Annotated in this window: 15 protein-coding genes; 3 read left to right on the top strand and 12 right to left on the bottom strand. The window is 48.9% G+C overall.

Annotation, left to right across the window (positions count from 1 at the left end):
- The first annotated feature begins 12 nt into the window (after positions 1-12).
- Genes BN98_RS06405 through BN98_RS06395 form a run of 3 tightly spaced genes read left to right on the top strand, consistent with a single transcriptional unit; the run spans position 13 to position 2728 of the window.
- Positions 13-594 carry an MptD family putative ECF transporter S component gene (locus BN98_RS06405; RefSeq protein WP_019134606.1) on the top strand — a complete coding sequence of 194 codons (582 nt, stop codon included), beginning with the start codon at positions 13-15 and terminating at the stop codon, positions 592-594.
- On the top strand, positions 594-1292 hold the full coding sequence (locus BN98_RS06400) for an energy-coupling factor transporter transmembrane component T family protein (RefSeq protein WP_019190639.1): 699 nt from the start codon (positions 594-596) through the stop codon (positions 1290-1292). Before BN98_RS06405 ends, BN98_RS06400 begins: the two co-directional genes overlap by 1 nt.
- The gene (locus BN98_RS06395) at positions 1280-2728 is read left to right on the top strand and encodes an ABC transporter ATP-binding protein (RefSeq protein WP_040942768.1); all 1449 of its coding nucleotides are present in this window, start codon (positions 1280-1282) and stop codon (positions 2726-2728) included. Before BN98_RS06400 ends, BN98_RS06395 begins: the two co-directional genes overlap by 13 nt.
- Here the strand turns inward: BN98_RS06395 and BN98_RS06390 are convergent.
- The 12 genes from BN98_RS06390 to BN98_RS06330 form a co-directional block, all read right to left on the bottom strand.
- A complete protein-coding gene (locus tag BN98_RS06390) occupies positions 2697-4316 on the bottom strand; it encodes a recombinase family protein (RefSeq protein WP_338045869.1) in 1620 nt (539 codons plus the stop codon). The genes BN98_RS06395 and BN98_RS06390 overlap by 32 nt on opposite strands.
- Positions 4301-6067 (bottom strand): recombinase family protein, encoded by a 1767-nt coding sequence (locus BN98_RS06385; protein ID WP_019190637.1) that lies wholly within the window; start codon positions 6065-6067, stop codon positions 4301-4303. Before BN98_RS06385 ends, BN98_RS06390 begins: the two co-directional genes overlap by 16 nt.
- Before the next feature lie 28 nt (positions 6068-6095).
- Complete coding sequence (locus BN98_RS06380; protein WP_019190636.1) at positions 6096-6278, bottom strand: SHOCT domain-containing protein; 183 nt, start codon at positions 6276-6278, stop codon at positions 6096-6098.
- Entirely contained in the window at positions 6268-6675 is a 408-nt protein-coding gene (locus BN98_RS06375; RefSeq protein WP_019190635.1) for a helix-turn-helix domain-containing protein, read from the bottom strand. Before BN98_RS06375 ends, BN98_RS06380 begins: the two co-directional genes overlap by 11 nt.
- 199 nt (positions 6676-6874) lie before the next feature.
- Positions 6875-7795: a GH25 family lysozyme gene (locus tag BN98_RS06370; RefSeq protein ID WP_019190634.1), complete on the bottom strand. Its 921-nt coding sequence runs from the start codon at positions 7793-7795 to the stop codon at positions 6875-6877.
- Between the two features lie 2 nt (positions 7796-7797).
- Positions 7798-8211, bottom strand: a complete 414-nt coding sequence (locus BN98_RS06365; RefSeq protein ID WP_019133546.1) for a phage holin family protein — start codon at positions 8209-8211, stop codon at positions 7798-7800.
- A 448-nt stretch (positions 8212-8659) separates the two neighbouring features.
- Entirely contained in the window at positions 8660-9196 is a 537-nt protein-coding gene (locus BN98_RS06355) for a hypothetical protein (RefSeq protein ID WP_040942766.1), read from the bottom strand.
- Positions 9168-9404, bottom strand: a complete 237-nt coding sequence (locus BN98_RS06350; protein ID WP_019190632.1) for a hypothetical protein — start codon at positions 9402-9404, stop codon at positions 9168-9170. Before BN98_RS06350 ends, BN98_RS06355 begins: the two co-directional genes overlap by 29 nt.
- On the bottom strand, positions 9404-9637 hold the full coding sequence (locus BN98_RS06345) for a hypothetical protein (RefSeq protein WP_019190631.1): 234 nt from the start codon (positions 9635-9637) through the stop codon (positions 9404-9406). The genes BN98_RS06350 and BN98_RS06345 overlap by 1 nt, the downstream gene beginning before the upstream one ends.
- Positions 9638-9651: 14 nt before the next feature.
- A complete protein-coding gene (locus tag BN98_RS06340) occupies positions 9652-11649 on the bottom strand; it encodes a phage tail spike protein (RefSeq protein ID WP_019190630.1) in 1998 nt (665 codons plus the stop codon).
- A complete protein-coding gene (locus BN98_RS06335) occupies positions 11649-12389 on the bottom strand; it encodes a hypothetical protein (RefSeq protein ID WP_019190629.1) in 741 nt (246 codons plus the stop codon). The genes BN98_RS06340 and BN98_RS06335 overlap by 1 nt, the downstream gene beginning before the upstream one ends.
- Complete coding sequence (locus BN98_RS06330; RefSeq protein ID WP_019190628.1) at positions 12386-15304, bottom strand: phage tail tape measure protein; 2919 nt, start codon at positions 15302-15304, stop codon at positions 12386-12388. Before BN98_RS06330 ends, BN98_RS06335 begins: the two co-directional genes overlap by 4 nt.
- Positions 15305-15344: the final 40 nt, after the last annotated feature.

Here is a 15344-nt window from a genome sequence, read left to right as displayed (position 1 = left end):
AAGGAGGATTTTATGAAACTTAAAAATGTGGTACAAATTGCAGTGCTTGGAGTCATTGGCTTTGTTCTGGCTATGGGCATCGGTATGCTGACGGGACTTTTAGGCGTGGTTTCACTTTATGTATCCGCAGGATTTGGCGCTTTCTTTGTCGCGCCGGTCTATGTCATCATGGCACGCAAGGTGCAAAAGCGAGGTGCATCGTTTCTCTTTTGGCTGATTATCGGTCTCTTATACATTGCAATGGGCTATTGGATTGCAACACCGATTTGTGTTGTTGCCGGTATCATAGCTGAACTGATTGTAGGTGATTACAGCAATAAAAACCGTATTGCCATGGCTTTCAGCGCATCAATGTTTATTTACGCCATGCATCCGATTCTATTTGTTGTGTTGTTGGGTGCCGAAAACATTGCACGCTTTGTCAGCAGCATGAGTTTAGAGCAAGCGCAAATGATGGTGGCCAGCTATACCGGAAATGTAATAGTGATTTGCGTTTTGGTAAACATTGTTTTGGAGCTTATCGCCGGCCGTTTCGGGCTTTTCATCAATAACAAGTTTTTTGAAAAGAATAGTAAACAAAGCAGGCTTAGCTGATGATAAAGGAATCAGCTCTAAAGAAAAAGAAGGAAGGACAGCTGCATCCGTTTACGCTCTTCGCGCTTACGATTCTGGTGTCCTTCCAGGTCTTTTTTGGCAATCAAACGGTCTATTGGGCAGTGCTTATTCTGACGTTGTTGATTGCTTTAAATGCCTCGACAGGTCTCTTCCTTAGACAGATTATTGTCTTTTCTGTTTCCTATGGCATGATGTATCTTTTGGCCTTCGCTGATTTGGGATATGTCACAGGCATTTTTATAGGACTTTTTGCACTCATTGCCCGCTTCATACCGATCTTTAATATTGGCATTGTGTTGATTCTTACCAGCCCATCAAAAATCTTAGCCTGTTTTCGCAAGCTTCATATGCCCAACACCGTTAGTGTAGCCATGATTGCAGCTTTGCGTTTTATGGATGAAATTGGCCTGCGCTTGCATGAGATTCGAAACGGTATGAAAATCCGCGGCTTTCATGCTTCCCTTTTGCATCCCGTCCGCACTTTTGAGCTGTACTTTGTTCCTTTGGTATATAAGTGTCTGCATGTCAGCGAAACGCTTGTCTCTTCAATTATTGCCAAAGGTATCGAGTATGAAGGAGAAAAAACCAGTTATTATGATATGCGCTTTAAATTCGCAGATGGCATCAGCCTGTTTGCCGGTGTGGCGCTTTTGGGAGTTGCACTATGGACATCATGAAAGTCAATATTGAGCGCTTTACCTATCAAGGAGAAGAAAAGTCATCTTTGCATGCTATTCATTTTGCGATTGCACCGGGAAAACTGGTCGTACTCACCGGTAATTCCGGCTGCGGAAAAACAACGCTTACCAGAGTGATGAACGGACTCATACCGGATCAGTATGAAGGCACACTGGATGGCAAAGTCACATTATTGGATCAAAATCTGCATGATTTTAAGACGGGTACCTTGGCTAAGGTCATCGGCAACGTATTTCAAAATCCATCCGATCAATTCTTTACCCGCAAGGCAGAAGATGAGGTCGCCCTTGTCGGAGAGAACCTCGGCATGCCGCAGGCGGAACTGAGAAAACGGGTGAAAAAAGCTTTTGAGTACATGAGCATTGCTCACTTAATGGATAAAAATTTGAATGAACTTTCCGGTGGAGAAAAACAGCGGGTAGCTATTGCCTCTACCTTAGTTTATGACACAAAGATTATTTTCTTTGATGAGCCTTCAGCTTCCCTTGATCAAGAAGGTATCCGAGATTTGCAAGGCATCCTGAAATTGCTCAAAGCGTCGGGTAGAACCATCATCATCGCCGAACACCGACTATATTTTTTGGAGGATCTCTACGATAAGCTCTATGTCATGAAAGACGGAACTTTTATCAAAGAATTTGATGCGGGCGAACTGAAATCATCCGATTGTAAAGACTTGGGACTTCGAGCGATAGATTTTTCCGCACTTGTTCCGCACAACACGACAAAGACAGGTGAGCGTGTTTTTTCTGCGAAGGATGTTCATGTCTCTGTAGGCAAAAAAGAACTCATCTCGAATTTATCCTTTGACTTACATTCCGATGAAATCATGGGGATTGTCGGCACAAATGGTATCGGAAAAAGCAGTTTAGGTCGTGTTCTCTGCGGACTTGCCGGCAAGAAGCAAGATATTTCATGGGGAAAAACTCAGCGAGAACGACTGAAAAATGCCTACTACATGATGCAGGATGTAGACTACCAGCTGTTTTTTGATACCGTAGAAAACGAGGCGCTCGCGAACGGCAAAAAAATAAGCGATGCTTATTTGGCAGAGGTCTCTTGGATCATTAAGCATATTGATCTTTGGAATAAACGCAGCGAGCATCCGCAAAACTTATCCGGCGGGCAAAAGCAAAGGCTGGCTCTCGCCAATGCTTTTTTGAGTGAAAAGCAAATTCTTATTTTGGATGAGCCGACCAGCGGTTTGGATTACATGCACATGGATAAAATCGCCGAGCTTATCTTTGAACTTGCCAAAGGTCGCCCGACACTTATTATTACGCATGACATTGAACTATTACTGAAAGTCTGCCGGACGGTCCTTCTGATCAAACAAGATGGATATGAGAAACTTGATTTACAGACGGCAGAATATCATAAGCTCATTTCTTATTTTGATCAGATGATGAAATAACGGCGGCTAAGAGCAAATCTCGCTGCCGTTTCTGAAGGTTATGCGGATATCTTCTTTGCTGAATACCGTGATGTGATCTACAAGAGCACAGAAGCTCTGTTCGTCGAATGTTTGCAGAAGCCTGTCTTGTTTTTGTAGCTGCTTCAGGCAGAACTTGATATCGACTTTGGTCGCCTGCATCTTTTTGAGCTTTCCTTCGACCTTCGCTAAGGCCGCCTTTTTTTCTATTGTAGAAGCGTTCCAGATCTTCGTACTTTGCTTGGTACTCGCTCTGGTCTTGCGGGATGGCAGCATTTTGGCGGATAAGGTCTTCGATCATCTTGGCACAGACATCCATCTCGCTTTCCAGCTTGGCTTTTTCGCCTTCCAAGGTGTGAGTATCATAAACGCCTCCGACAATCTCTTGAAAGCTATTAAGAATCTCATCTTTATTCTCTATGAGCTTGTTGGTCGCAGAAAGGACGGCGGCTTTTAGCTCCTCATCGGTAAGATGCACGCCGTTTTTGCAGGGGGAGTTTTTCTTGCAGTGCCTGTTGCATTGCCAGATAACCTGCTTGTATTTGTCGTTGGAATGCCAGACTTTTGAACCGAGCCTTGTTCCGCATTCACCACAGTAGACCTTGCCGGAGAAAAGTCTCACGGCACTGTGTCTTCCTTTTTCGTTTTTGCGCCGTTCCATCTCGCGTTGTACGAGTTCCCACACCTCCGGTTCAATGATGGCTTCGTGGTTTCCGGACACGTAGTACTGCGGAATTTCGCCTTCGTTTATCTTGTGCTCTTTGGTAAGAAAGTTCGTGGTAAAGGACTTTTGCAGGAGCGCATCGCCTTTGTATTTTTCGTTGGTAAGGATGGATTTGATGTTGCTTGGGTTCCAGCGAGGATTTCCTGCAGGTGACGGGATACCGTCTTCGGTCAGAGCCTTTGCAATGAGGTGGTAGGTTTTTCCCTGCAGGTACATCGCATAGATGCGTTTGACGATTTTTGCCTGTTTGGGATTGACGACGAGGTTTCCGTCTTTTCCGCGGTCATAGCCTAAGAAACGTTTGAAGGGCACGGTCACTTTGCCGTCAGCAAAGCGCTTTCTTTGTCCCCAGGTGCAGTTTTCGGATATTGAGCGAGATTCTTCTTGAGCAAGGCTGCTCATGATGGTAATCAAAAGCTCGCCTTTGGAGTCAAAGGTCCATATATTCTCTTTTTCAAAGAAGCACTCGGTGCCGTGCTCTTTAAGCTTTCGGATGGTGGTTAAGCTGTCCACGGTATTTCTGGCAAAACGCGAGACCGATTTGGTGACGATAAGGTCTATTTTTCCGTCAAGGGCGTCTTTGACCATGCGTTTGAAGCCTTCTCGCTTTTTGGTATTGGTACCGGTGATCCCTTCGTCGGTGTAGACACCCGCAAATTGCCAGTCATTTCTGGCTTTAATGTAATTTGTGTAGTAGTCTACCTGTGCCTCGTAGCTGGTAAACTGCTCATCGGAGTCCGTTGAGACGCGGGCATAGGCTGCCACGCGGCGTTTGCGTGAAGTGGTGAGCGGTGTTTTGGAGAAGGGTTTGATGCTGGCGGGTATCGTGGTTACTTGTTTGGCCATAGCTTCTCCTTTCGTATCGGTTTGTGCCGCTCTGACGCGTAGCATTCTTTGATGGATGCTTTAAATTTCGCATGCTGTTCCTCTGTCCACTTGTGTCCTTCGTGCGTAGGTTGGATCAGCTTGCGAGCAATTTCCTTTCCATCATAAAAATGAAAGATAAGGTCTTCTCGGCTAAGGACGCTGATATGGTCGATCTTCGAAAGAAAAATAGCGTCATCGAATGCATCAAGACCTAAGACCTCTACGGTAAGTGAGCGCAAAAGGTCGTCTCTGAATCCTCTGGTGTCACAGCCGTTATGTTCGGCACATCGCCAGTATCTGCGTTTTCCGCTGGGAGATGTTGAACAGTTTTGTGTTTGTGCGCGAAAATTGCATTCGCAATGTTCGCATCGGATTTTAGTTGAAAAGCAGGTGACGTCCGAGCGTTTCATGGCATGAGTGCGCCTATATTCTGAGGCGCGTTTGCGCGCCGCATCATCCCACGATTCTTTTTTGGCGTTATTTTCCCAAGTTTCGGTGACGCTGTGTCCGTCTTTGAAATGGAAAATGAGAACCCCTTGTTTGGGTACCGTGATTTTATCGATTTGCTCGTTAAAAACAGCATCATCAAAATCCTCAAGACCGAGCACTTTGGCACAGCAAGTTTTAAGGATTCGATCCGGGATGGCTTTTGCCGAGCATGTACTGTACTTTTTCTTGCTGGAACCGCATACCCAGCTGATGACTTTATTCCCAAGATTGGAGTGCTTGGCACGGTTGTTTCGGACGTTTCGCATATAGCTTTTCCCGCACAGCTCACATTTGATTTTTCCGGTAAAGCAGTAGATGTTCAGGCTCTTGTTTGCCCGAGGTCCCAGAGCACGTCTTCTTGCCATCTCTTCTTGCACATAGTCGAAAGTTTCCTTGTCGATAATCGCTTCATGGGTGTTTGCGATGAAATACTGAGGAAGCTCACCGCGGTTTTTCTTGCGCTTCTTGGTAATGGGATCTTCGACAAACTCTTTTTGACAGAGCAAATTTCCCGTATAAGTGACATTGGTCAGAACAACCTTAATATTGGAGTCCGTCCAGCGGTTGCCCTTTCTGGTTGTAATGCCTTCCTCTGCAAATTCACGCTCGGTTTCAAGGCGTGATTTTCCATCAAGGAAGTTTTGAAAGATGCGCCGCACGATCTTTGCTTCTTCGGGAACAACAATCAGGGTGTCATCTTTCCAGCGGTAGCCATAGACGATATTTCGCATATTCGGGTTTCCTTCGGACATGCGTTTTCGGATGGCCCATTTAACGTTGTTGGAGATGCTGATGGTCTCTTCCTGTGCGAAAGAGGCAAGGAGCGTGAGCATCAGCTCACCGTCATCTGAAAGTGAGTTGATTTTTTCCTTTTCAAATCGGACCTCGATGTTGAGGTCTTTTAACTGTCTTACGACTTTTAGGAGGTCGACCGTGTTACGCGCGAATCGGGAGATGGATTTCGTTAAGATGAGGTCTATTTTTCCGGCCTTGCAGTCTTTCATCATGCGCATAAACTCGGGACGTTTTTCCACTGATGTGCCGCTGATGCCTTCATCGGCATAGACTCCGGCATAGTCCCACTCGGGGTTCTTTTGTATCAAATCAGAATAAAAACTGATCTGTGCCGCCAGTGAGTGGTGCAGCCTTTGCGTTTCCATAGAGACACGGGCATAGGCGGCGACTTTTTTGCGGTTTGGCAGCGGTGATTTCTTTGCTTCGATTTTTATGATTTCAGCCATAGAATCGTCTCCTTTCCGTGTCTATACATCACTCTAAAGAGCTGAAATAGCAAGTAAATAAGGCACCTAAGCCGGGGTGGTATCGCTTTAGGAGTGCGTGGTCGAGACGAATGAATTCCTCTTTATCGATGATGTTTTGCTTGAGCCAAGAAAAGAGGATGGAGCGGGATACTTCATAGGCAAGCTCGGATGCGAAGGCTTCAGTCTTCATGAGAGCCTCCGAATCGGTCTTGGATATAGCAAGCATGACTGCAATACTTTCTGTGCGCATTGCCATAGGAAGTGAAAGTTTTTCCGCAGCATGGGCAGGTGAATATATAGATTGCCTTTTTATTCAGCTCTTCCGGATGCTCTTTCCACCAGCTCATCCGGCAGTGCTCTGAGCAGAATTTTTGCTCTTTCCCTTTTTCCTTGACGGGCAGTGGCTTTCCGCAATACTTGCAGTAGCGTAGTGCTGTTAAAGCTTTTGAGGAACCTGTTCTCAGGCCTTCTTTTTGGCAAAAGGAAGCCACGGTGCTTTTCGATAGATTTAAGATGGCAGCAATTACGGCATAACTTGCACCGTTTCGTCTCATGTTGTAAATGCTTTGTTTTTCATCATTTGTCATATCATCCCTCCAGACAGAGGGCAGGTCTTGTTGTCCCTCTAACACTCCCTGAAGAGACGAAGGCGTTATGGACGAATCTTTTTCTGCCTTCCACTGTTCCACTGGAGGTTTTTGAAGAAGTTGAGCGGACAAAATAAAAAAGCCCGCAAGGGAGTGAAGATCTCTCCTCACGCCTTGCGGGCATATCAATGCATTCAGCTTAGAGCAGTTCGTTTACTCGTTTTTGTACAGCTTCGTAATCGTAGCCTGCTTTCGTCAGGCGGTTTACACGGTCCTTACCGTTTCCCCAGTCGCCGCGGATGACCTCTCGGGCAAGTGTGTCGATGGACTTTTTCGGCTTTATGCCTAAAAGCTCATTTACGCGTGCCTGCACCGCGTCGTAGTCGTAGCCTGTTTGGGTAAGACGATTTACTCTGTCCTCACCGTTTCCCCAAGCACCGGAGATGACTTCATGGGCCAGCGTATCGACAGACTTTCTTGCGGGGGCGGAGCTTGTGCCTTTGCCATAGCCGTTAAAGCCGCCTTTCCTGATGATGGAGGGATAATCCACATAGGCAAGATCCATATCGCATCTGCCTGCGATGCCCGGCACCGAGCCGCTCGAGGAATACTGCCAAAGACCGTACTGTCCCTGATAGGTGCAGCGACTGTTCCACTGCGCTACCCAGAAGGCGTAGCGGTTTCTCACATCAGCGGAAACGTTGTTCACTGCTGCTGAGAGCGATGTGTAGAATCCGGCAAAATAGCCGCCAGCTTCCATCTCATTGCAAAAGGCTCGAATGAGCGAGTCGCAAAAAGCCCGTCCGCGGGCAAGCTGTGACTTTTCTTCCAAATCAAAGTAGATGGGATAGTCAAACTGCTTGCCGGAGAGCACCTGTTTGCAGACACGTGCTTCTTCGCGTGCCTCTGCGGCGCTTCCCGCATAGGAGTACCAATAGGCTCCTACGTGAAGACCTGCCGCTTTGGCGCGGGCGTAGTTCGTCTCAAACCACTTGTCTTTTTGAGAAAGTGCCGAGCCGTAGCCTGCACGAATAATGACGAAGTTAATCCCGCTTTGTTTTACACGCTTAAAATCAATCGATCCCTGCCAGGTTGATACATCAATTCCTTTTATAGTCATAGTTATTTTTCCTCCTTTTCTGCGCGGTCATGAAGCTGTGCCAAGACCGCCTTGAGTTTGTCCGGGACAGGAAGTCCCAGATGAGTCGCGTTTTCCACAAGCGACAGCCCTTCGTTTGAGAGATAGAAGGAGATGACGGCCGTGCGAAGAATCGCGCCCTGTGTGATGACGTTAGTGTCGATGATGTTGGCAACGGCGACCAGAATGAAGATCACGACCTTTTTGGCGATGCCTTTAAAGCCGACTTCGCTTGAGAGGTTTTTATCGGAGACGGCGCACATAATGCCTGTCACGTAATCGCAGATGACAAAGGCGATCAGCGCATAGAGAAGTCCGTCAAAGCCTCCTAAGTAATAGCCGAGCCAGCCTCCGATGCCGACAAAAATAAGTTGAATGGTTGTCCAGAATTCTTTCATAATAGATTCCTCCTTTGATTTTGAACATAAAAAAAACCGTCAGTACGGCTTTATGCGAACAAATAGTGGATAGGTGCTTATTCTTGAGTTTCTGTGGCGAGATAGATTATACTTCCTGTTAGTGTATATGTTCCGTTTGGGTCCGGCTTAGGTGGCCTATCTGAAACCGGGGTGTCCTGGGTATTCAGATTCTCAAACTCCTTAAGAACAGGTGCATTGGTTGCAGTGGCAGATGATTGGTTAGGATTTATCATCAGGCAAAGAGCGCCTGTTTCAAGCATGATAAGAGGACGACTATATTCCTCCTCCATGATAAATGCTGTTCCAACGATTGCAGAAGCAGGCTTAATTGGTGAAACACATAAAGTCAACAGTGGTCCGAAGGAATTATCTGTAAGGGAGCGAATAGAAGCCGTGAAATAAAGGGTAGCGAAAGGTCCCTCAACGATCAGATAACTTTCTTTTCGAATGCTACAGCTGGATTGCTACTTGTCAGAGGAAAAATTTTTCGCTCTTTTCCTTTTCTTAGTACTGCGATCGCATCGCCCGTTGTTTTGGCATCCGCCGCATAGCCTTCTTTGGAAAGCGTTGCATCAAGTGTGAGAACAGATTTAGGAACAGCGTCAATAGCTTCTTGCACTCGATTTTGCATTTCGCTGATCTTCTGGTCAACTGTGTTCAGTTTTTCATTCATACGGCTTTTCAACTCATTGGTAGAGTTTTCGCGCTTTTTTTCATCTTCATTTCGTGAACTTTCTGCATTTTGCCGTAATGCCTCGGCATTCGTTCTTACTGTTTCAGCATTTTTGCGGGATGTTTCAGCGGATGCTCTTTCTTTTTCCGCCTGAACACGGTTAGCTTCGCCAGATGTCGTGGTTTCAACCTGCTGATTGATGGCGGCAATCGAGTCGTGGATGGCTCCGCGCACGTCTTTGCCGTAGACGGCCGATAAAATTTTACTGAGATAGGTTTTCACGTTGGCCATGTTCTTTTTCCTCCTTTCCACCTGTTGTGCTGATCTGCTCGCTCATAAGGGCTATGCGCTGACCTTTTTCTTCTGAGAGCAAGGCTTCTATGATGAGGTCAAGTAAAAAACCGGGAAGCTCATACTTTCCGGCAGTTTGGTTGAGTGCGTATCTCAGTTCGTTTCTCGCTTTTTCAAGGCGCAGGATGAGGGGCATCTCTTTTTCCATCACATACCACCTCCAAAGAGCTTCACGAAGAAGTCGATGATCTTTCTGAAATTGCGGGCAGCCGCAATGAGCTCAGAGGCATCCTTATCTGAGATTTCTTCGTGCTTGTCGGTGCCTAAGATGATCTCGACAGCTTTCTTCCATTCTTCGTCTTTGATCTGAAAAATCGTCTCGGACGGTTTTTCGGCTTCCTGTTCGTTGGGTTTTCCGTTGATGAGTTCATGTTCTTCCATTTGACTGTTCCTCCTTAGAATCTTCCGTCGATAAGAATTCCGTTTTTGAATGTCATGTAGCAGTTGTTCGACCAGTTCGCGGCTGTGCCGTCCGAGCTCATCGAGTTGATCTTCACGAAGTTTGCGGTGCCGGAGATGCCGCCGCCTTCAAAGTTCACGTTTTTTAAAGTGTAGTTGTGCATGTCGATGTCGCAGCCGGCGTTTAAGGCTCCTCCGGTAAATCCGCTGAACGAGGATCTGGCATAAGTCCATACCATGTTGTAGTTTCCACCTGAGGCAGGCTGTGCGGCCCAGGTCATGTAGTCTCCGGTGTTTTCGAGGTCGAAGTTCAGCCCTGCAATGGAGTTTGATTGCGCAAAGCTGTTTCCGCCAATCAGTCCCATCTCCTTGTCGTTGTAATAGATGGAAAGGTGTCCATAGCCCACACGAACTTTGGTGTCTCCGGAGCTTGCCGTGATGGAGCCGTCGATGCTTGCGCCTTTTGCCGTCATGTAACCGTAGGTCGTGAGCTTGAAGTTTGGGGAGTCGATCGATAGCTTCTTTGCTGTGAGTGCTCCTGAGCTCATGTTCCAGCTGTTGTTTCCTTGTTTGTCTTTTAAGGTTCCCGCCCGAATGAGGTCAGCGTTTAAGGTGCCGGTCGTGATGAAGTCGGCGACGATGGCGCCGTTCATGGTGATCGCCGTGCCGTAGGTGCCGTTGTAGCCCGTCTTGGAGTAGCCGAGCCCGTTTAAGTTCCAGCGCCAGACCTTCTTTGCCGTCGCCTTGTCCGCTGTGTCCATGATGAGAATCTCGTTTTTGCGGGTCACGACGTGTCCGGTCGTAGCTGCTGTGATAAGAGCGGTGGCGTTATCCTTGGCAAGGCGAAGCGTGTCGGACTGTGTGGGAAGCCGCTCAATGCGCTCGACCAGTTCTTTTTTCTCGCTGATGCTTCGCTCAGAAAGACCTGCCTTCACTTCGGTTCCAAGTACCACCGTAGAGGATTCAGGGTGATCCAAAGCGATCGTAAGCTCCGTCAGCGGAAAGAACCTGTCCATGCCATGAGGCGGCGAGATGACACGAATACGATCTCCGATCTTCATCGCTTCCATATCGGCATGCACAAGATGCAGATCGACAGCGGTGAGTGTCAGGGTGACATCGGCAAACTGGCTGTCCTTAAGATATTTTTCCGCCTTCTTCTTTAAGTTGGCAGGTACAGAGACATTTTCGAAGCTCACGGTTTTGGTGACGATACCGAAGTTTTGAATGGCGGAAGGCGACTCCACATAAGTCTTGCCACCGTTGACGCTCTTGATGGTGGTATATTCCTCAAGCGCGGCAATGCTTGATGTCTCAAGCCTTTTGCCAAGCGGAATCACACGGGTAGCGATGTCTTCTGCCAAAAGCGTGTCGGTGTAGTCAAGGAGGTTTTCTCCGAACTCAATCACCTGTGTGTTGGTGTTATCGGATTCTGCAAGATAGTCCAGATAGCGAATCTCTCCCACATGGCGCACACGAAGAAAGCCGCCCAAGCGTTTGACGAGTTTGTCGGTGATGGCATCCAAGGTGGTCTCCCAGTTGGTGTAGCGGTAAAGCGAGTCGTTGGGGTCGGTAACGGTGACCTGCCCGACCGTGAAGCGCTTATTGTGCGCGCCGTCTTTTGCCATCTGATTGTTGTGCTTGGCAATAAGCGTCTCAAGAAAAGCGCGGGGCGAGACATCATGAAATTCGGAAGGCTCCTGCACGGAGTCCAAAAGAAAGGCCAGTTCTCCTTCGCAGGTGATGCTCTTGGTGCCGTAAAAGTCCCGCTCAACCGATAAAATGCGGCCGTAAAAGAGTGCCACACCGTCACGCTCCACACGGACGGTGGAATCCAGCGCTTTGAGCTTTTCGTAGAGCGGATTGATCTTCGGTACGCGGGCAGAAAATGTGCCGGATTTTCCAAGCGCCAGCTCCAGCACCGGATCAATAAGAACAGCCTCATCATCGCCCGGTATATAGAGCACGTGCTCATCTAAAAACACTTGGTACATTAAAGGCTTCCTCCTCTCACAGATACGGTGACGGTGTAAGTTCCAAAAAAGCGCAGCGTGTCGCCGGATTCAGGAATGACAAGGTCGGCGAAACGATTTGTGCCGGCATGAAGCATCCACGACGTTCTCAGCTTGATGGAGTAGACGTAGTTTTTCCTGCCTTCGGTTTCTTGGTAGTTTCTGACATGAAACGTCGGCACCATCGGAACGTGCGATCCGGGAACAAGAAGGTCGGTATAAGAGCTTACGCTCACATCCCGATAGTCTCGGATGATGCCGCTTTCAAAGTTAAACGAGTCCCAAAGCCAATCCTCATCGCTTGCGGCAAGCTCCCATTTATACGGATCGCAGGCAATCTCCAGCTCAATTTGTCCCAAAGCGCGGGTGCGCTCAAAGTTTTTTACTTCGGCTCGGCCTTCAAAGTAGTATTCCGGCTCGGAGTCCAAGATGACCTTGACATGCTTTCCATGTATTTCGTCGAGGAAGGCTCGGAGCCTTCCTGCCCAGCTTTCGATCTTTCCGATGCCGCCAAGCGTAAAGGAGAGCGTGCGTCCTTCGTATTCGCATCGTCCCGTCAGAGCCTCTGTGAGATCGAGGCGCTTGGATGATCCGGGAATCTCAACGATGAGTGTTTTAGGCTTTGGCATACCGACCACGTCGGTGTTGGATACGACAAGCCCGTAATTCTTCCACGTGTGTTTGCCGTTTAGAGTGGCTCCAAAGCCTATGTTTTGGTTCATTTCATCCTCCTTCCTACGTAAGCGGCGCGTCTTCCCAAGGCTCCATCCAGTTTTGGTGTGAGTGCTCCGACCAGCGCACCGGAGTCCAGTACGATGTCTTTTTCCGAATTTCCGGCGATGATGGCGAGGTACTTTTCCATGAGTGTTGTGTCCCGGGCGGCAAGCATGCCTTCGAGCTTGTCGTAGAAAGACTTGAGCGGCAAAATCGCCTCCGATCCCGCTTCGCCTCCCGCCATAAGGGCACTTCCGTTCATGCCGAAAAGGGTCGGTCTCGTCATGATGCCGCCTTCCTTGTACCAGTCAATGGAAAGGTGCGGCACTCTGGGCGGCACGATGGAAAAGCCGCCGGAGATCGAAAAATGCGGCAGCTTGATATGCGGAAGCTCGATGTGAAGGCCGGAGAAGAAGCCTTTGATCTTATCGATAATGCCTTTGATGGTGTTTTTAGCCGCTTCGATCGGTGCGGTGATAGCGGACTTGATGCCGTTCCATACGGAGGTGGCCGTGCTCTTGATTCCGTTAAAGATGTTTGTCACGGTAGACTTCACGCCGTTAAACACATTTAAGACGGTTGACTTAATCCCACCTACCACACCGGAAATCATGTTTTTGATGCCGTTCCAGATACTGGATGCCGTGGTGCTGATGGCCGTGAAAACCGAGGAGACCGTGTTGGACACAGCACTTACGGCTCCCGTGACAACAGACTTGATTCCTTCCCAGATGCCGGTGAAAAAGGAGACGATCCCGTTCCAGGTGTTCTCAAAGAAGGTCTTGATCGCCGTCCAAACCTCGCTCCAGTTCGTGCCAAACCAGGAGAGCACGGTGTTCGTCACGCCTTTGATGACTTCCCAGACAGACGTGAAAATTCCGGAGATGGCCGTCCAGATGCCGGAGAAGACTTCCTTGATGCCGTTCCACAGCTGACTCCAGTTGCCGCTAAAAAGCCCTGCGAAAATATCAAAGATGCCCGTCAGGATGTCGAGGGCTCCTTGTAAAATCGCGGCAATTGCTGAAAAGGCGTTCTCAAATACCGGCGCCAAAAGCTCGGTGAAACCGTTCCAAATGGCAGATACCAGCTCGCCGAAGGACTGAAAGTCAAAACCTAAGGCGTTGATGCGTTCGGTGATGCCGGATGCGAAGTTTGAAAAAGCCTCCTTGATGCTGTCCCACGTGCCGATAATGGAATCCCTGAAACCTTCTGAGGTGTTCCACAGATGCACAAAAGCGGCAACCAGTGTGCCGATGATGGCAACGACCGCCACCACGGGAGCGGAGATGCCGCCGATGGCAGCTCCTATTTTGCTCATGAGACCGGACATGCCGCCCATGTTGACCATGAAGCCGGTGACCGCTTTCCCTACGCTTGAAAAGGTCGTGATAAGCGATCCGATCGATGAGGTCAGCTTGCCGATCACAATCAGTGCAGGCCCCAAGGCGGCGATAAAAAGTCCGATTTTGATGATGGTGTTACGCGTTCCTTCGTCCATGCCGTTTAACTTGTCAACGAAGTTTTGAAGCCAGGTGACGAGTTTTCGGATCGTAGGCATTAAGGCATCACTGATGGAGATGGCAAGTTCCTGCAGCTGACTTTTTAAGATGGTGAGCTGTCCGGGAAGGTTGTCCTGCATGGTTTCTGCCATCTTTTCTGCCGAGCCATCACAGTTGTCGATGGCGGAAGACAGCTTTTCGATATCGGCAGGGGCCGCGTTCATGAGGGCGAGAAAGCCGCTCATGGCGTGCTTTCCGACTAATGACTCTGCCGCCTGTGCCTTTTCGGACTCGGAAAGTCCCGAGAAGGCCTCCCGGCAGTCACCTAAGATGTCGGAAAGAGAGCGCATGGAACCATCCGCATTGGTCGTGGCCACTGTGACCTCACCGATGGATTTTCCTGAAATGGTGAAGTCCTTGCTGAGGTTGGTCATGACGGTACGAAGGGCGGTGCCTGCCTGTGTGGATTTAATCCCGGAGTTTGCCATAAGGCCGATGGCCTCTGCGGTATCTTCAGCGCTAAAGCCCAAGGCGCCTGCAATCGGGGCGCAGTACTTAAAGGTTTCACCCATCATGGAGACGTTGGTGTTCGCATTGGACGACGCCGCGGCGAGGATATCGGCAAAGTGTCCGGAGTCTTTCGCGGAAAGCCCAAAGGCGGTTAAGGCATCGGTCACGATATCGGAAGTGAGGGCTAAATCTTCTCCGGATGCGGCGGCAAGGTTCATGATGCCGTCAATACCGGAGATCATGTCTTTCGATTTCCAGCCGGCCATCGCCATGTAGTTCATGGCGTTAGCCGCGTCGGTGGCGGAGAACTTCGTCTTTTCGCCCATCTCACGTGCTTTATCGCGCAGGGCCTGAAAGTCCTCTCCGGTAGCTCCGGATATTGCAGAGACCTTCGACATCGCTTCATCAAAGTCACCTGCGGTCTTGACCGCCAGTGCGCCAAGTCCTCCCACGGCAAGAGAAACCGGCATGATCTTTTGCCCCGCGCCCGTGATAGCGTCACCCGCTTTGGTGAAAGCGGCTCCTGCCGCATCCATCTTGGAAAAGACTGCGTTGGTGTTGATTGCTTCCTGCTGCAGGCCTTTAAGCTTTTGTTCGGTTTCGACAATCTCACGCTGCAGTGCGTCATATTTGTTCTGGCCGAGGTCTCCCGATTCCAGCTGTGCCTTGGCTTGTTCCTGGGCTGTCTTTAAGGTATCAAGCTTTTCTTTGGTTGCTGTGATGGCGTTTTTCAGCATTTTTTGCTTTTGCGCCAAAAGCTCCGTGTTTTTCGGATCGAGTTTTAAGAGGCGGTTGACATCTCTTAAGGAGGACTGCGTTGTGCGGATGGTGGAGTTCACTTGTTTTAAGGCTTTATCCAGTCCCGTGGTATCTCCGCCGATTTCCACGGTGATGCCTTTGATGCGTGAGGCCATGCGTCCTCCTTTCTTGAACAATAAAAAAACACCTCATCGG

Origin of the sequence: Levyella massiliensis (assembly GCF_000308275.2) — a bacterium.
Classification (GTDB): domain Bacteria; phylum Bacillota; class Clostridia; order Tissierellales; family Peptoniphilaceae; genus Murdochiella; species Murdochiella massiliensis_A.
This window is presented reverse-complemented; position numbering and strand designations above follow the sequence as displayed.

What these genes read in the sequence shown, in the direction of transcription:
- BN98_RS06385 (WP_019190637.1), bottom strand. Translation starts at nt 6,067, where the DNA reads ATGGCTGAAATCATAAAAATCGAAGCAAAGAAATCACCGCTGCCAAAC.
- BN98_RS06395 (WP_040942768.1), top strand. Translation starts at nt 1,280, where the DNA reads ATGGACATCATGAAAGTCAATATTGAGCGCTTTACCTATCAAGGAGAA.
- BN98_RS06355 (WP_040942766.1), bottom strand. Translation starts at nt 9,196, where the DNA reads ATGGCCAACGTGAAAACCTATCTCAGTAAAATTTTATCGGCCGTCTAC.
- BN98_RS06330 (WP_019190628.1), bottom strand. Translation starts at nt 15,304, where the DNA reads ATGGCCTCACGCATCAAAGGCATCACCGTGGAAATCGGCGGAGATACC.
- BN98_RS06400 (WP_019190639.1), top strand. Translation starts at nt 594, where the DNA reads ATGATAAAGGAATCAGCTCTAAAGAAAAAGAAGGAAGGACAGCTGCAT.
- BN98_RS06335 (WP_019190629.1), bottom strand. Translation starts at nt 12,389, where the DNA reads ATGAACCAAAACATAGGCTTTGGAGCCACTCTAAACGGCAAACACACG.
- BN98_RS06345 (WP_019190631.1), bottom strand. Translation starts at nt 9,637, where the DNA reads ATGGAAGAACATGAACTCATCAACGGAAAACCCAACGAACAGGAAGCC.
- BN98_RS06405 (WP_019134606.1), top strand. Translation starts at nt 13, where the DNA reads ATGAAACTTAAAAATGTGGTACAAATTGCAGTGCTTGGAGTCATTGGC.
- BN98_RS06365 (WP_019133546.1), bottom strand. Translation starts at nt 8,211, where the DNA reads ATGAAAGAATTCTGGACAACCATTCAACTTATTTTTGTCGGCATCGGA.
- BN98_RS06340 (WP_019190630.1), bottom strand. Translation starts at nt 11,649, where the DNA reads ATGTACCAAGTGTTTTTAGATGAGCACGTGCTCTATATACCGGGCGAT.
- BN98_RS06350 (WP_019190632.1), bottom strand. Translation starts at nt 9,404, where the DNA reads ATGGAAAAAGAGATGCCCCTCATCCTGCGCCTTGAAAAAGCGAGAAAC.
- BN98_RS06390 (WP_338045869.1), bottom strand. Translation starts at nt 4,316, where the DNA reads ATGGCCAAACAAGTAACCACGATACCCGCCAGCATCAAACCCTTCTCC.
- BN98_RS06375 (WP_019190635.1), bottom strand. Translation starts at nt 6,675, where the DNA reads ATGACAAATGATGAAAAACAAAGCATTTACAACATGAGACGAAACGGT.
- BN98_RS06380 (WP_019190636.1), bottom strand. Translation starts at nt 6,278, where the DNA reads ATGAAGACTGAAGCCTTCGCATCCGAGCTTGCCTATGAAGTATCCCGC.
- BN98_RS06370 (WP_019190634.1), bottom strand. Translation starts at nt 7,795, where the DNA reads ATGACTATAAAAGGAATTGATGTATCAACCTGGCAGGGATCGATTGAT.